Source organism: Janibacter anophelis NBRC 107843 (assembly GCF_001570945.1).
Taxonomy (GTDB): Bacteria; Actinomycetota; Actinomycetes; order Actinomycetales; family Dermatophilaceae; genus Janibacter; species Janibacter anophelis.
Map to the genome: position 1 here is coordinate 12297 of NZ_BCSQ01000047.1, position 15117 is coordinate 27413.

Annotated in this window: 14 protein-coding genes and 1 pseudogene; 3 read left to right on the top strand and 12 right to left on the bottom strand. The window is 70.6% G+C overall.

Features of this window, described 5'->3' with window-relative positions; genetic code table 11:
- Nucleotides 1-5: 5 nt before the first annotated feature.
- Complete coding sequence (gene gyrB / locus JAN01S_RS12380) at nt 6-2114, bottom strand: DNA topoisomerase (ATP-hydrolyzing) subunit B (protein WP_084360223.1); 2109 nt, start codon at nt 2112-2114, stop codon at nt 6-8.
- 302 nt (nt 2115-2416) lie between these two features.
- On the opposite strand from gyrB, the gene JAN01S_RS12385 reads away from it, so the two are divergent.
- Entirely contained in the window at nt 2417-3139 is a 723-nt protein-coding gene (locus JAN01S_RS12385) for a hypothetical protein (protein ID WP_068318735.1), read from the top strand.
- Nucleotides 3140-3191: 52 nt separating this feature from the next.
- Here the strand turns inward: JAN01S_RS12385 and JAN01S_RS12390 are convergent, their stop codons facing one another.
- The 3 genes from JAN01S_RS12390 to JAN01S_RS12400 all read right to left on the bottom strand — a co-directional run bounded on the left by JAN01S_RS12390 (nt 3192) and on the right by JAN01S_RS12400 (nt 5737).
- Nucleotides 3192-4061, bottom strand: coding sequence for a hypothetical protein (locus JAN01S_RS12390; RefSeq protein WP_068318740.1), 870 nt, complete (start codon nt 4059-4061; stop codon nt 3192-3194).
- Between the two features lies 1 nt (nt 4062).
- Nucleotides 4063-4923, bottom strand: a complete 861-nt coding sequence (locus JAN01S_RS12395) for a hypothetical protein (protein ID WP_068318742.1) — start codon at nt 4921-4923, stop codon at nt 4063-4065.
- A 103-nt stretch (nt 4924-5026) separates the two neighbouring features.
- Entirely contained in the window at nt 5027-5737 is a 711-nt protein-coding gene (locus JAN01S_RS12400) for an SGNH hydrolase domain-containing protein (protein WP_068318747.1), read from the bottom strand.
- A 666-nt stretch (nt 5738-6403) separates the two neighbouring features.
- Between JAN01S_RS12400 and JAN01S_RS12405 the strand changes: the two genes are divergently transcribed.
- Nucleotides 6404-7147 (top strand): MBL fold metallo-hydrolase, encoded by a 744-nt coding sequence (locus JAN01S_RS12405; RefSeq protein WP_068318749.1) that lies wholly within the window; start codon nt 6404-6406, stop codon nt 7145-7147.
- Between the two features lie 57 nt (nt 7148-7204).
- On the opposite strand, the gene JAN01S_RS12410 is transcribed toward JAN01S_RS12405, so the two are convergent.
- The 7 genes from JAN01S_RS12410 to JAN01S_RS12440 form a co-directional block, all read right to left on the bottom strand.
- On the bottom strand, nt 7205-8659 hold the full coding sequence (locus JAN01S_RS12410; protein WP_068318754.1) for an aldehyde dehydrogenase: 1455 nt from the start codon (nt 8657-8659) through the stop codon (nt 7205-7207).
- Entirely contained in the window at nt 8656-8880 is a 225-nt protein-coding gene (locus JAN01S_RS12415; RefSeq protein WP_068318757.1) for a tautomerase family protein, read from the bottom strand. Before JAN01S_RS12415 ends, JAN01S_RS12410 begins: the two co-directional genes overlap by 4 nt.
- A 1-nt stretch (nt 8881) precedes the next feature.
- Nucleotides 8882-9667 carry a 2-keto-4-pentenoate hydratase gene (locus JAN01S_RS12420; protein ID WP_068318758.1) on the bottom strand — a complete coding sequence of 262 codons (786 nt, stop codon included), beginning with the start codon at nt 9665-9667 and terminating at the stop codon, nt 8882-8884.
- Nucleotides 9667-10752: a 4-hydroxy-2-oxovalerate aldolase gene (gene dmpG, locus JAN01S_RS12425; protein ID WP_218000036.1), complete on the bottom strand. Its 1086-nt coding sequence runs from the start codon at nt 10750-10752 to the stop codon at nt 9667-9669. The genes JAN01S_RS12420 and dmpG overlap by 1 nt, the downstream gene beginning before the upstream one ends.
- Nucleotides 10749-11729 (bottom strand): acetaldehyde dehydrogenase (acetylating), encoded by a 981-nt coding sequence (locus tag JAN01S_RS12430; RefSeq protein ID WP_068318760.1) that lies wholly within the window; start codon nt 11727-11729, stop codon nt 10749-10751. The genes dmpG and JAN01S_RS12430 overlap by 4 nt, the downstream gene beginning before the upstream one ends.
- Before the next feature lie 11 nt (nt 11730-11740).
- A complete protein-coding gene (locus JAN01S_RS12435; RefSeq protein WP_068318762.1) occupies nt 11741-12532 on the bottom strand; it encodes a 2-keto-4-pentenoate hydratase in 792 nt (263 codons plus the stop codon).
- Nucleotides 12533-12700: 168 nt separating this feature from the next.
- Nucleotides 12701-13516: an IclR family transcriptional regulator gene (locus JAN01S_RS12440; RefSeq protein WP_068318764.1), complete on the bottom strand. Its 816-nt coding sequence runs from the start codon at nt 13514-13516 to the stop codon at nt 12701-12703.
- A 62-nt stretch (nt 13517-13578) separates the two neighbouring features.
- Between JAN01S_RS12440 and JAN01S_RS12445 the strand changes: the two genes are divergently transcribed.
- Nucleotides 13579-14340, top strand: a complete 762-nt coding sequence (locus tag JAN01S_RS12445) for an IclR family transcriptional regulator (protein WP_068318765.1) — start codon at nt 13579-13581, stop codon at nt 14338-14340.
- 153 nt (nt 14341-14493) lie between these two features.
- On the opposite strand, the pseudogene JAN01S_RS12450 reads toward JAN01S_RS12445, so the two are convergent.
- A pseudogene (locus tag JAN01S_RS12450) lies at nt 14494-15117 on the bottom strand (hypothetical protein); the annotation flags it as partial.

The window sequence follows — 15117 nt, forward strand, 5'->3', positions numbered from 1 at the left end:
GATGGTCAGATGTCGAGGAAGCGCACGTCGCGCGCGTTCTTCTGGATGAAGCTGCGGCGCGACTCGACGTCCTCGCCCATGAGGACGGCGAAGATCTCGTCCGCCGCGGCGGCGTCGTCGAGGGTCACCTGGAGCAGCACCCGGGTGTCCGGGTCCATCGTGGTCTCCCACAGCTCCTGGTAGTTCATCTCGCCCAGGCCCTTGTAGCGCTGGATGGCGTTGTCCTTCGGCAGGCGCCACCCCTTCGCCTGGCCCTCCGCGACGAGCGCGTCGCGCTCGCGGTCGGTGAAGGCGAACTCGTGGTCGTGGTTGGACCACTTGAGGCGGTAGAGCGGCGGCTGCGCCAGGTAGACGTAGCCGGCCTCGATGAGCGGCTTCATGAAGCGGAAGAGCAGCGTGAGCAGGAGCGTGCGGATGTGCATGCCGTCGACGTCGGCATCGGCCATGAGCACGATCTTGTGGTAGCGCGCCTTGGCGATGTCGAAGTCCTCACCGATGCCGGTGCCGAAGGCCGAGATGAGGGCCTGGACCTCTTGGTTGGCGAGGATCTTGTCGATCCGCGCCTTCTCCACGTTGAGGATCTTGCCGCGGATCGGCAGGATCGCCTGGTTCTCCGGGTTGCGGCCGGCCTTGGCCGAGCCGCCGGCGGAGTCACCCTCGACGATGAAGACCTCGGAGATCGTCGGGTCCTTGGTCTGGCAGTCGGAGAGCTTGCCCGGCAGGCCGCCGGACTCGAGCAGGCCCTTGCGGCGGGTGGCCTCGCGCGCCTTGCGGGCGGCCATGCGGGCCGCGGCGGCCTGGACGGCCTTGCGGACGATGTCCTTGCCCTCGTTGGGGTGGGCCTCGAGCCAGTGGCCGAACTCGTCGGTCATCGCCCGCTGGACGAAGCCCTTGACCTCGGAGTTGCCGAGCTTGGTCTTGGTCTGGCCCTCGAACTGCGGCTCGCCGAGCTTGACCGAGATGACGGCGGTCAGGCCCTCCCGGATGTCGTCACCGGTGAGGTTGTCGTCCTTGTCCTTGAGGATGTTCTGCTTGCGGGCGAAGTCGTTGATCATCTTCGTCAGCGCCGCGCGGAAGCCCTCCTCGTGGGTGCCGCCCTCGTGGGTGTTGATCGCGTTGGCGTAGGTGTGCACCGACTCGCTGTAGGAGCTGGTCCACTGCATCGCCAGCTCGAGCGAGAGCGCCCGGTCGACGTCCTCGGTCTCGATGGAGATGATCTCCGCGGTCACCGGCTCGGCCTTCTTCGACGACACGAGGTGGGTGACGTAGTCGACGATGCCGTTGTCGTAGCGGTAGGAGACCTTGCGCGCCTTCTTCGGCGCCGCGGCCGCGCCGTCCTCGGTGTCGACGACCTCGGTGATGTCGTCGTCGACGTGGTCGAGGTCCTCGGCCTGCTCGTCGGCGGTGGGCTCGACGACCCGCTCGTCGACGAGGTTGATCGTCAGGCCCTTGTTGAGGAAGGCCATCTGCTGGAAGCGGGCGCGAATCGTCTCGTAGTCGTACTCGACGGTCTCGAAGATGTCGGGGCTGGCCCAGAAGGTGATCGTCGTGCCGGTGGCGTCGGTCTCCTCCTCCTGGCGAAGGGGGCCGGTCGGCACCCCGAGCTCGAAGGACATCCGGTGCGCGTGCCCCTTCTGCCGCACGCACACGTCCATGCGGGTCGACAGGGCGTTGACGACGGAGGAACCCACGCCGTGCAGACCGCCGGAGACCTTGTACCCGCCGCCGCCGAACTTGCCGCCGGCGTGCAGCTGGGTGAGGACGAGCTCGACGGCGGAGATGCCCTCGGACTCGTGGATGTCCGTGGGGATGCCGCGACCGTTGTCCTTGACCCGGACCGCGCCGTCCTCCATGAGGGTGACGTCGATCGTGTCGGCGTGGCCGGCCATCGCCTCGTCGACCGCGTTGTCGACGATCTCCCACACGAGGTGGTGCAGACCGCGCTCGCCGGTCGAGCCGATGTACATGCCCGGTCGCTTGCGCACCGCCTCCAGGCCCTCGAGGACCTGGATGGCACTCGCGTCGTACTCGGGGTCACCCGGGTCCGGGGAGTTCGGCTGGATCTCAGGCGACTGGTCGTCTGCCACAGTGCTCCTCGAGCTGGTGCGGTGCATGGGTCGCCGCGGGCGGGCCCCTCAGGGCTGGCACCGCGGCCTCAACCCCCTGATTCTACCCCGTCAGACCCTCGGACGCGGCATCTTGGGCGCCCGTGTGGGCATCTCTCGGCGCCCAAACCGTCCGTCCACGACTCCCCGTACGTCGACCGGGGGCCCAGACGCTCTGAGAGCCGCTCCCGGCGTCCTGACGAAGGGGGTCCACCCCGACCGCGGCGGGCACCCCCGACCCGCCCGTCACTCCCGCGGGCAGCCGGGAGCCGGGCGCTGCGGGCGCTCGTGGTCGTGTCTAGGGTGAGGACATGATGAGCCTGCGACGCACCCGGACCATTGCCGCGCTGGCCGCGGCCTCCGCCCTCGCCCTGTCCGCCTGTGGAGGCGACACCACGACCGAGGAGTCGAGCACGACCGAGTCGGCCACGAGCGCCTCGTCCGAACCCACCAGCGAGGGCTCGACCGAATCACCCACCGAGACACCGAGCGAGACGTCGTCCTCGGAGGGCGACGACGACGCGTCCGAGGGGTCGGTGACGGCCACGAAGTCGGGCCTGACCTTCGACGTCCCGGATGGCTGGGAGACCATCGACCCGAGCGCCCTGGCCGACAAGCCGGAGGACGCACCCGAGTCCATCAAGACGATGGCCGAGGACGCCGGCATGCCCGTCGACCAGTTCCTGCAGAACCTCTCGACGGCGATCGACGTGCTCGTCATGGGGGAGGCCGAGGACGGATACGCGCAGAACATCAACGTCGTCGCCGGCCCCGCCGCCGTCGACACCACGCAGCTCAAGGCCAACCTGGAGCAGCAGAACGCCACCATCACCGGGACCGAGGAGATCAAGACCGAGGCCGGGACGACCCCGATGGCGACCTACACGATGCCGGTCGGCGACCAGACGGTCCACGGCGCGATGATCGCCGCGCCCTCCGACTCGGGTGCGGGGATCATCACCGTCTCGACGCTCGACGAGGGCGACACCGAGGAGATCGCCAAGACGATCACCGACAGCGTCAAGAAGTCCTGACCCGAGGGCCCGCGCAGGAGCACGTCGCCCATCCGGGTGGCGGGCTCCTCCACTATCCGCAGTTCCCGACGGGCAGCTGCGCCCGCTCCTGCCGCACTGCACGGACCAGCTCGTCGGCGATCGTCGTGCCCTCCGCGTGGGTCCCCGCCCGCACCTGCAGGGCCACGGCGGTCTCCCCCTTCGTCCCCGGCACGATGCCGAGCTGGCGCACGACGTACCCGCCGGGCGTGGAACCCCAGCCGCCCTTGTACCGGGCGCCGTCGAGCCCGCCCAGACCCCACCGCTGGCCGTCGACGACGCGACCCATGGCATCGGTGACCGTCGCGGAGCCGGCGAGGCAGGGCAAGGTCGCGGTGAATCGCGCCTGGTCGGTCAGTCGCCAGACCGCCTGCCCGAAGGGGGAGTACCCCGGCACCGTGACCTCGGCCGGCACGCCCGTGCGCCGGTCACGACCGCGGTGCAGCTGCTCCTCGACCGCCCGCGACGCCTCGTGCCCGCTCCCGAGGTCGGCCCACAGGCGCGCCGCCGCCTCATTGTCGGAGGCCGTCAGGGCCAGCTCGATGTCGCCGGACATCGACTCGCCGTGGCCGGCGCGCACGACGGCGAGCGACAAGGGGACCTTGATCGTCGACCACGCGACGAGTGGCTGGGCGTCGCCGACGACCTGCACCCTCCCCTTCGTCCCCACCGGAGCCCACGCCATGGCGACGTCTGCGTCGGGGTGATCGGCGACGACGCGGCCGACCGCCCGCGCCAGATCGCGGGAGGCCGGCGTGGTGCTCGACGTCGGCGTGGTGGCGCGCGAGGTGCTCGACGCGGTCGTCGTGGTGCTCGTGGCGGGGGTCGCAGTGGGCTGCTGCGAGCAGGCCGTCGTCACGACGATCGAGGCGATCGCGCCCACGACCCCGAGACGCCGGATCACGTCAGTAGAGGACGACGACCGCGTCGTTGCCACCGGTGCACCGCGTGACGGTGGCACCGGTGCAGCTCATCGAGTAGCTCTTCTTGGTCACCGGGCTGCGCACCTCGAGGCTGGCCTTGCCGCCCTTCGGCTTCTCCTGGAGGTAGGCGTCGCGCACGGCACCGGCGAAGGGGCACGAGGTGACGTCGGTACCGCGGCCGACGGCGACACCCTGCTTGGGGCCGTAGCACTTCTTCGCACCGGCGGGCAGCTTGCCGCTCCGCTTGGCCTGCGTGCTCGAGCTGGACGAGCTCGACGAGGAGCTCGTCGACGTGCTCGACGGCGTCGTCGGCTGCGTCGTGGAGGTGTCGGTCGGCTGCGACGAGCTGGTGTGGGTGACGGTCGTCGACTGCGCGACCGGCTCCTCGTCACCGTCGAGCGCCATGACGGTGCCACCGACGCACAGTCCGCCGGCCAGGACGCCGCCGACGAGCACACCGACGAGGGACAGCGGGGACAGGCCGCGGCGGGGCGGCTGCTGGTGAGTCTGCTGCGGGGGAGCGACCGGGGTGGGAGCGGCCTGCCAGGTGCTGCTCAGCGCGACCGGGGCGGGCGCCGCAGTGGGCTCGGGCTGCCACCAGGCGTCGGGGACCGCGCCCTGCGGCGTCGGCTCGGGCCGGATGGTCGGCGGCGGCGTCACCGCCTGGGTGGGCTGCTCGGTGCGATGACGCAGCTCGACGTCCTGGGTCGGCTCGTCCTCGGGGGCCTCGGCGAAGGGGGCAGCCTCCGGCTCGGCGGGCGCGGGGCCCATCCGTCCGGACGGCGTCGGGTCGCCGAAGAAGTCGTCGAAGGCGTCGCCTCCACCGCTCTCCGGTCGGCTCATGGTGCTCTCCTCGCATGCATGTCAGCGCCCTCGAAATCAAGAACGACATCTCACGATGCCATAACAACCGGGGGGGTCCGCCAATCGTGCGTGATCCGACTCACTACCCGGCGACGTCGCGTGCCGTGAATTCCTCGAGGGGATCGGCGAGGAAGCGGGTGGCGAAGGTGTCCGTCAGGTGGGACCCGGGCCCGAAGACGAGGACCCCGTCGACCACCGAGGCATAGGTGTCACCTTCCCGGCCGCGCGCCACGAGCGGCTGGAGGTCGAGCAGCGGGATCGACGGCTCGGCGGTCCTCGCGGCCTCGCGCATCGCCGCCCGTGAACTCCCCCAGTGCTTGAGCCGCCAGTGGTGGTCGCGGCCGTGCTCGGCGACCTCGGGCGGCACGTCGGTGGACGGCACCGGAGAGACCGTCACGAGCCGGACCTCGGCCCCCACCGCGCGCAGGCCCTCGACGGTGCGGATGATCTCGTGCGCATCACCCATATGCTGACCGGTGGCGATCACGAGGGGCCGTCGGCTGCGGTCGGCGCGGATCTGGTCGAACACCGCTCGGCGCCACCGCCGCTCGGTCGGGGTGCCCGTGGCGGGGAGCCGGAAGGAGACTTTGGTCTTGGTCCGGGGCTTGAAGGCGTATCCGTGGGCCTCAGCGGCGGCCCGAAGGGGGGAGGCCAGCTGCGCGGCCATGGAGTCGCCGACGAGGTACATCGGACGGCCCGACCGGTCGCCGTAGACCGACTCCGTGGGCCGCCAGTCGCCCGGACCCTCCAGGTGGTCCCCGGTCTCGTAGACGAAGGAGCGGTCACCCCTCATGGCCGACCGGGGGTCCGGCGTGATGCCGGCCGGGGCGGACGGGGCCGACCCCCCTGGACCGGGGGACGAGGAGGAGCACGCGGAGGCCAGTGCGCCCAGGCCGGTGGCCAGGGACGCGCCGAATGCACGTCGGGAAAGGGACATCGGACCTTCCGGTGGGGGACGGAGTGACCCTACCCGCGCCACGTGGACAGGCCTTGCGCGGCGGGGCGCACCCCCTTCATTGTAATAATCACTACATTCACTGAAGATCAACGGAGATCTCATGTGCGGCTCCTGCACCCCTGCCCTGCCCACCGGTGACGCCATGTCCGAAAGAGCCACGGAGGCCGGCTCGGCGGCCGGCTCCGGCATCGGTCCGGTCCGTCGGTCCGACGCCCCGATGCGGGCGGTGCTCGTCGGGACCGCCGGTGGTCCGATCTGGCCGATGGCCAGCGGCCGGCGGGGCATCTGCACCGACGTCGAGGTGGACGGCGCGCGCTACCTCATCGATGCCGGACACGGGTCGGCCGCAGGCATGGTCGACGCAGGGGTCATCGGTCCCGCTGATGGCAAGAACGACCTCACCGCCTTCCGCGCCGGCTCATCACCCACCTGCACTCGGACCACGTCACCGACCTGTCGACCTTCCTCGTCCAGGGATTCATCGCCGGTGGACTCGGCTCCGTGGAGTCCCCGTTCCACCTCTACGGCCCCGGCGACCGTGGGGCGCTCCCCGCGGTCTTCCCGCCCGGTCGACCGACGCCGACGGCGTTCAACCCCACGGAGCCGACACCCGGCACGACCTCGATGGTGCGCCAGCTGCTGGCTGCCTTCGCCACCGACGTCAACGACCGAATCTTCGACGCCGGGTCACCGCCCGTCGACCGCGTCGTGCAGGCGCACGACATCGAGCTCCCTGCAGGCGTGGCCGTGCCCGTCGCCGGGCCTCCGGCCCGGATGAGTCCGTTCACCGTCCACGAGGACGACCGGGTCCGCGTCCCGGCCACCCTCGTCGAGCACGGCCAGATGGCGCCCTCCTACGCCTACCGCTTCGACTCCGACCACGGCTCGATCGTCATCTCGGATGACACCACGCTCACGCCGAACCTGCTGGAGATGGCCGACGGCTGCGACGTGCTGCTCCACGAGGTCGTCGACCAGGCCACGATCGAGGCCTGCATCTCTGCGCTGCCGGTGCCGGAGGAGATCAAGGAGGCCTTCCGCAATCACATGTTCGGCGCCCACACGACCGAGGCCCAGCTCAAGGAACTGCTGCGGGACATCGAGATCGGTCAGCTCGTGCTGCACCAGGTCGTCCCCGGCGAGCTGCCGCGCGGCGGATGGCAGCACGTCGCCCAGCGCTTGGGCCGTGGCACCCGCACCGGCGTCGTGGCCGGCCGGGACGGCGACGTCATCGGCACCCGCTGACACGACGAGACTCCCGTCCCCCCTTCGCAGGTGGGCCGGGAGTCTCGCCGTACCCAGTCAGGCGCCGGGGACCGACCGGTCGATCTGCATGACCACGGCCTTGGGCTCGGTGAAGAACTCGCGGCTGAAGTCGCCGCCCTCACGGCCGACACCCGAGTCGCCCACGCCGCCGAAGGGCGTGCGCAGGTCGCGGATGAAGAAGCAGTTGACCCAGACCGTGCCCGCCTTGAGGTTGGAGCTGACGCGGTGCGCCCGGGAGAGGTTCTCCGTGAAGAGCATGGCGTTGAGCCCGTAGCGGGTGTCGTTGGCCAGGCGCACGGCCTCGGCCTCGGTCTCGAAGCGGTTGACGACGACCACGGGGCCGAAGATCTCGTCGCAGTACGCCGCGGCGTCCAGCGGGAGGTCCTCGATGATCGTGGGCCGCACGAGCCAGCGCCCGTCCTCGTCGATGCCGCCGGTGCGGATCGTGCCGCCGTCGCCCTCGACCCCGGCCACGTATCCCGAGACCTTGTCGAAGTGCTTCTTGGACGACAGGACGGAGAACTTCACCTCCGGGTCGAAGGGGTCGCCAATCGTCAGCGCCTCGGCCGCGGCCTGGAAGCGCTCCATGAACTCGTCGTAGATGCCGGACTGGACGAACAGGCGCGAGCCGGCGAGGCAGATCTGCCCGGAGTTGCGGAAGATCGCCTCGACCGCCCAGTACACGGCGTTGTCGATGTCGGCGTCGTCGAAGACGAGGTTGGCACCCTTGCCGCCCAGCTCGAGCGAGACGGGCGCCAGGTGGGTCGACGCCGAGGCCATGACCGCCTTGCCGGTCGTGGACGAGCCGGTGAAGGTCACCCGGTCGACGCGGTCGTCGGCCGTCAGGGTGGATCCGGCCGGCGCGCCGTGGCCGTTGAGCACGTTGAGCACACCCGGGGGGAAGCCGGCCTCGACGGCCAGGCGACCGAGCAGCGTCACCGACGCGGGGGTGTCCTCGCTCGGCTTGATGATGCAGGTGTTGCCCCAGGCGATCGCGGGCGCGATCTTCCACGTCGCCATCATCAGCGGGAAGTTCCACGGGGAGATCGCGGCGACGACGCCCACCGGGCCGAACTCGCTGTAGGTGTGGTGGCCCGACGGCATCGGGTACACGTCACCGGTGTGGTCGCGCTGGTGGTCGGCGAAGAAGCGGAAGTTGTCGACCGAGCGGCCCACGTCGTGCTTCGCCTGGGCGAAGGGCTTGCCCATGTTGGTCGAGTCGAGGGTGGCCAGCTCGTCGGCGCGCTCCTCCATGAGGTCGGCAAGGCGATGGATCGCCGCGGCCCGCTCGGGGCGGGTCATCCGCGGCCACGGGCCCTCGTCGAAGGCCTTGCGCGCACTGGCGATCGCCCGCTCGGCGTCCTCGGCGCCCCCTTCGGCCGCCTGGGCGAAGACCTCACGGGTCCACGGGTTCCAGACGTCGAAGCGCTCGCCCGAGAGGGACTCGACCTCTTCGTTGTCGATGATGTGACCGAAGAACTGGGTGCTCATGACGGGTCCTCCTCGGGGACTGTGGGCTGGCTGGCGTGCCGCTCGGCGATGGTGACGTCGCCGGCCGCGAAGTGCTCGGTGGGGATCTCGTGGACGAGGACGCGCACGTTCTCCTTCGGCGCGACGCCGGTGTCGGCGAGCGCCTGGGTCACCGCGGTGATCATCGAGCGGATGGTCTCCGGGCTGCGCCCCTGCGTCAGCGTGACCTGGACGATCGGCACCTCACTCGCCCCCGTGGATCCGCACGGAGCCGAGGTGGGTGAAGTGGCACGAGATCGAGGTGCCGGGCGTGGAGAAGTACGCGTCGGTCATGCCGCCGGTGAGCACGATCCAGCCCGCCTCGATGGCGTGACCGCGCTTGGCCAGGTCGTTCGCGGCGAGCGCGAGCGCCTCACCGGGGTGACCCTGGACGGCCGCGCCGGTCGCGGAGTCGACGACCTGCCCGTCGACCTCGACGAGGACGGCCTCGGTCGACAGGTCGAGCTCGCTCGGCGGCAGCGACACCGGGCCGGTGACGAAGGCGCCCGAGCTGGCGTTGTCGGCGATGACGTCACCGGCAGCGAACTTGAAGTCCGTGTACCGGCTGTCGATGACCTCGGCGCCGCCGAGGACCTGGTCGACGGCGGCCATGGCCTGGGCGGCGGTGACGCCGGGGCCCTTGAGCCGCTGGCCCATGACGAAGACGAGCTCCGGCTCGATCCGCGGGTGGATGAGCTTGTCCTGGGGCACGGGGTCACCGGCCGGCAGGATCATCGCGTCCGTCAGCCAGGCGACGAAGGGGGTCTCCACCCCCATGCGCTGCTGCTTGGCCCGGGAGGTCAGGCCCAGCTTGATGCCGATGAGCTTCTCCCCGCGGTCGAGGCGACGCTGGAGGGTGAGGTCCTGGACCTGGTACCCCGTGGCCACGTCGAGCTCGGGCCACTCATCGGTGATCTTGCCGCCGTCGCGGCGCTCGTCCTCACGGGCGAGCAGCTCGGTCGCGGCCGACTCGACGTCCCACGTGGCCATCAGGCACCCACCTTCGTGCTCTCGGCGCCGAGGGCGCGCTGCTGGTCGCGCAGCTCGACCGCCACGTCGATGATCATGTCCTCCTGGCCGCCGACGTAGCCGTACTCGCCGACCTTCATGAGGATCTCGTGGGCCGGGACGCCGTAGCGCTCGGCCGCGCGCTCCGCGTGGAGCAGGAAGGAGCTGTAGACACCCGCGTAGCCCTGGGTGATCGACGAGCGGTCCATGATCGGCATCCGCCGGATGAACGGCTTGACGACGTCCTCGGCCGCGCCGAGCACAGCGCCGACGTCCACACCGGTCTTGATGCCCAGGCGCTCGAAGGAGGTGGCGAGCACCTCGGTGGGCGAGTTGCCGGCACCGGCACCGAGCGCGCACAGCGAACCGTCGATCTGACGGGCGCCGGCGCGGTAGGCCAGGACCGAGTTGGCGACGCCGAAGGACATGTTCTGGTGGCCGTGGTAGCCGACCTGGGCGTCGTTGCCGACCTCGGCGATGATCGCGGAGACGCGGTCCGAGACGTCCTCGAGGATCAGGGCGCCGGCGCTGTCGACGACGTAGACGCACTGGCAGCCGGCGTCGACCATGATGCGGGCCTGCTTGGCCAGGTCCTCCGGGCTGATCATGTGGCTGAGCATGAGGAACCCGACGGTCTCCATGCCGAGCTCACGGGCGGCACCGAAGTGCTGGATCGAGACGTCGGCCTCGGTGCAGTGGGTCGCGATGCGGGCGATCTGGGCGCCCATGTTGTGCGCCTCGTGCAGCTTTTCGACCGTGCCCAGGCCGGGGAGCATGAGGACGGCGATCTTGGCCTGCCGTGCCTCGGCGACCGCGGCCTTGATGAGCGACATCTCGTCGACGGCGGAGAAGCCGTAGTTGAAGGAGGAGCCGCCGAGGCCGTCGCCGTGGGTCACCTCGATGACCTGGACGCCGGCGTCGTCGAGGGCGCGGACGGTCGTGCGGACCTGCTCCTCGGTGAACTGGTGGGACATCGCGTGCGAGCCGTCACGGAGGGTGGTGTCCGTGAGGCGGACGTCGACGTCACCTGCGAATTCGGGGATGGGGTGGGTCATCTCGTTGGTCATGCCGGGACCTCCTGGCCGGTCGTGGCGGCTGCTGCGTCGCTGGCGACCCAGCCGGAGTCGACCCCCAGCTTGTGGGCCACCATCATGTCGCCCACGCGGGCGGCGGCGGACGTGATGATGTCGAGGTTGCCGGCGTACTCCGGCAGGTAGTCGCCCCGACCCTTGACCTCGATCGGGACGGTGACGCGGGCCATGCCGTTCCACAGCTCGCGGGCGTCGTCGAACTGCGGGTCGGTGCGCAGGTGGTACCCGGGGACGTACTCCTGGACCCGGGTGACCATGGCGTGGATGCTCTCCTCGAGGCGGTCACGCAGGGCGCCGGCCTCGGCGGCCTCCTGCGGGATGGCGCAGAAGACGGTGTTGCGCATCATCAGCGGCGGCTCGACGGGGTTGAGGATGATGATCGCCTTGCCGCTCTTGGCGCCACCGACGACCTCGAGCGCCTCGGACGTGGTCTCGGTGAACTCGTCGATGTTGGCGCGGGTGCCGGGTCCGGCGGACTTGCTCGAGATCGAGGCGACGATCTCGGCGTAGGGCACGTCGACGACGGACGAGACGGCGGCGACGATCGGGGTCGTCGCCTGACCACCGCAGGTGATCATGTTGACGTTCATCGCGTCCATGTTGAAGTCGAGGTTGACCGGCGGGCAGAGGTAGGGGCCCACGGCGGCCGGGGTGAGGTCGACGGCGAGGATGCCGGCCTCTGCGTACTTGGGGGCATTGGCCTGGTGGGCCTTGGCCGAGGTGCACTCGAAGACGACGTCCGGCAGCTCGTCCTGGGCGAGCAGCCAGTCGACGCCCTCGTGGCTGGCCTCGAGGCCGAGGCTCTTGGCGCGGCGCAGGCCGTCGCTGCTCGGGTCGACGCCGACCATCCAGCGCGGGTCGAGCACCTCGGAGCGGCGCATGAGCTTGAACATCAGGTCGGTCCCGATGTTGCCGGGGCCGACGATGGCGGCGGTTCCCTTGGTCCTGGTCATGTCTGCTGCTTTCACTTGTCGGCGAACACGGCGGTGACGCTCCCGAGACCACCGAAGGTCGCGGTGAAGACGTCGCCCGGCGCGACGGGGACCATCGAGGTGACGGACCCGGGGAGGATGACGTGCCCGGCCTCGAGCGTCGTGCCGAGGGCGCCGACGGTGTTGGCCAGCCACACGAGGCTGGTGATGGGGGAGCCGAGGACGGCCCCACCGGCGCCGGTCCCGACGACCTGCGAGTTGCGGCTGAAGACGCATCCGGTGAGGCGCAGGTCGACGTCCTCGAGGCGGGTCGGGGTGGAGCCGAGGACGAATCCGCCCGAGCTCGCGTTGTCGGCGATCGTGTCGACGAGGGTGATCTTCCAGTCCGCGACGCGGCTGTCGACGACCTCGAGGGCCGGCAGCACGTAGTCGACGGCGTCGATGGCTTGGGTGAGGGTCACGCCGGGGCCGGTGAGCGGCTTGCGCAGCACGAAGGCGATCTCGGGCTCGACGCGCGGCTGGAGGTAGGTGTCGAGCGGGATCGGCTGGTGCTCGAGGTGGGCGAAGTCGTCGGTGAGGTGCCCGAAGTCCGGCTGGTCGACACCGAGCTGCTTCTGCATCGCGTGCGAGGTCAGGCCGACCTTGTGCCCGATGATGCGGCGCCCCCCTTCGGTCCACCGGCGCACCTGCTCGAGCTGGATCGCGTAGGCGTCCTCGACGGTCAGCCCGTCGAACTGCTCGGTCAGCGGCGCGGTGGGGGTGCCGGTCTCGTAGGCGCGCAGCAGCAACTCGGCGGCCTTGAGCTGGTCAGGGGTGGACTCCATGGTCGTCAACGCTAGGTCTGCCCTTCGGTGGTCAGGGCGTGCGTTCCCGCGGGGGGAACGAACGCGCGGTTCGTGGAGGTGGCGCGTGCATGTCCCCGGGACATGCGCCGGGTGGAAGAGGACGTCTCACGTTCCCCGAGCTTGCGCAGCAAGCGTCTCGAGGGGGGATCAGGGGGTGTACTGCTTGGCGATGCGGTTGGCCGCGGCGGTGAGGAGGGGGACGACGCGGCGGATGTCGGAGCGGATGAGGGGGGTCGGGCCGAGGACGGAGATCGAGCCGACCGCCATCCCGCGGGAGCGGATCGGCACGGCGACCGAACTGGCCCCGGTGAAGGAACCGGAGTGCAGGACGGCGTGGCCGTGACGCCGCACGGCGGACAGGGCGGTGTCCCACTCGTCGACCCGCCGGATCGTGCCGCGGGCCTTGGGCGGGAAGCCGGCCTCGCGCCGGTCGTGGTCCACGGTCGGGTTGAAGGCGGCGATCGCCAGGCCCGAGCTCGTGCAGTGCGCCGGCTGCCGACGGCCGCTGTGCCCGAGGATGCGCACCCCGTCCATCGACTCGATCCGCTCGACGTAGACGACGTCCGCCCCGTCGGGGACGCCGAGGTTGACGGTGTGACCGGTCTGCTCGGCCACGGCCTCCATGACCGGCAGCGCGACGTGGCGCAGCCCGTTGCGGGCGTGGGAGAGCATCCCGAGCTCGTAGAGGTGCAGGCCCAACCGGTAGAGACCGTTGGCGTCCTGCTCGACGAAGCCGCGGCCGGCGAGCGTGGTGAGCACCCGGTGCGCGGTGGACTTGGCGACGCCCAGGCGACGGGCGACGTCGGAGACGCCGAGCGCGGAGTCGACGGCGAAGCACTCGAGCACGTCGAGCGCCGTGCCCACCGAGCGCAGCCCGCCACCCGTCGTCCGCTTGGGCGTGGAGGTGCACCAAGCGTCGTCGGTGGTCGTGTGGGGGAGGGGCTCGTGCGTCGCGGTGGTCATCGTCGACCCTTTCTCTGCGTCGGTGTGGCAACTGTCACCCTCGGAGGGTGGATGATCAAGGCATGCGTTCCGATGAACGAAACGTCCCGCCGGTGTCGGTCGTGGGCCGGGTCGCGGCGATCATCGAGGTGGTCGAGGTCGCCCGTCACCCGGTCGGCATCAGCGAGATCTCGGCCGCGACCGGGCTGGCGAAGGGGAGCGTCCACCGCCTCGTCGAACAGCTCCTGTCCGAGCGCCTCCTCGAGCGCGACGAGCACTCCCGGCTGAGCCTCGGGGTGCGCCTCTTCGAGCTCGGGGCCAACGTGCCGCTGCCGCGGACGCTGGCGCACGCGGCCCGGCCGCTCATGCTCGACCTGCACCACGCCACCGACCGGCAGGTCCACCTCGCGGTCCTCGACGGCGTCGCGGTCGTCTACGTCGAGATCGTCCACGGGGGGCTGCCGCTCGCCTCGAGCATCGGCGGCCGACTACCCGCCCACGCGACCGGCGTCGGCAAGGCCCTGCTCGCCTACTCGCCCAGGGCGATCGTGGGCGAGTGCGTCGAGGCCGGTCTGGAGCCGATGACCCCGCGCACGATCACCACTCCCGCGGACCTGGACCGGGCCCTGCAGGACATCCGCACCAATGGCACCGCCTACGACCACGAGGAGTCCCACCTCGGGGTCTCATGCGTCGCCGCACCCGTCTTCGGCGCGGACAAGAAGATCCGTGCCGCGATGTCCGTGACGGGGCAGACCCGGGTGATGGACCTGCCCCGCCTCGGCGTGGCCGTGCGCACCGCCGCCTTCACACTCTCGCGGCAGCTGCGGGACGCCGGCCTGTGAGTCATCGCCCGGCGCTGCTGGTCCACGACCCGCGATTAGAAGAAGGATCGCCATCAATGGCTCGCGCTTCTTCTTCGAATGGCCAGGCTCGGGGACCAGGGGTGGCGCGGGGACGAGGGAAGGCGTGGAGACCAGGGGCCCACGGGGGCGTCGTCATCGCTTGATGAGCGGGCTCTTCAGGCCCGACCCGTTCTTGTCGGACTCGTCGAAGAAGTCCTCCCGGAAGATGTCCCGGGGGAACAGTCGCCGGCTCATCAACGTCTTCAGGGCCGCGTCGACCATCGGCGGCGGACCGCACAGGTAGCCGCGGCACCCGCTCAGTCGCTCGTGGTCGCCCTCGATGACGTCGGTGACCATGCCGTAGGCGTAGGCGTCCGGGTCGTCGCCGGATGCCGCGACCTCCTCCGGGGTCTCGTCCGACAGGCAGGGTCGGTATGTAAAAGCAGAGTATTCGTCGTGCAACTTTCTGAAGACGTCGACGTCGTACAGGTGCGCACGGGTGCGCCCGCCGGCGTAGAGGGTGAGCTCACCCTCGTACTCGCCGGCCTCGAGCGCGTGCCGGACCATCGACTTCAGGGGCGCCACGCCGGTGCCGCCGCCGACGAGGATCGCGTGCTTGTCGTCCCCGGTCTTGAGGACGAAGCGCCCGTACGGACCCGACAACCGGACCTGTTCCCCCTTCGTCAGGGTGGAGAAGACCCAGCCGTCCGTGCCGCGTCCGCCCGGCACGTTGCGGATGTGGAACTCCAGGCGGGTCGTCTCGCCGGGGGGCGAGCC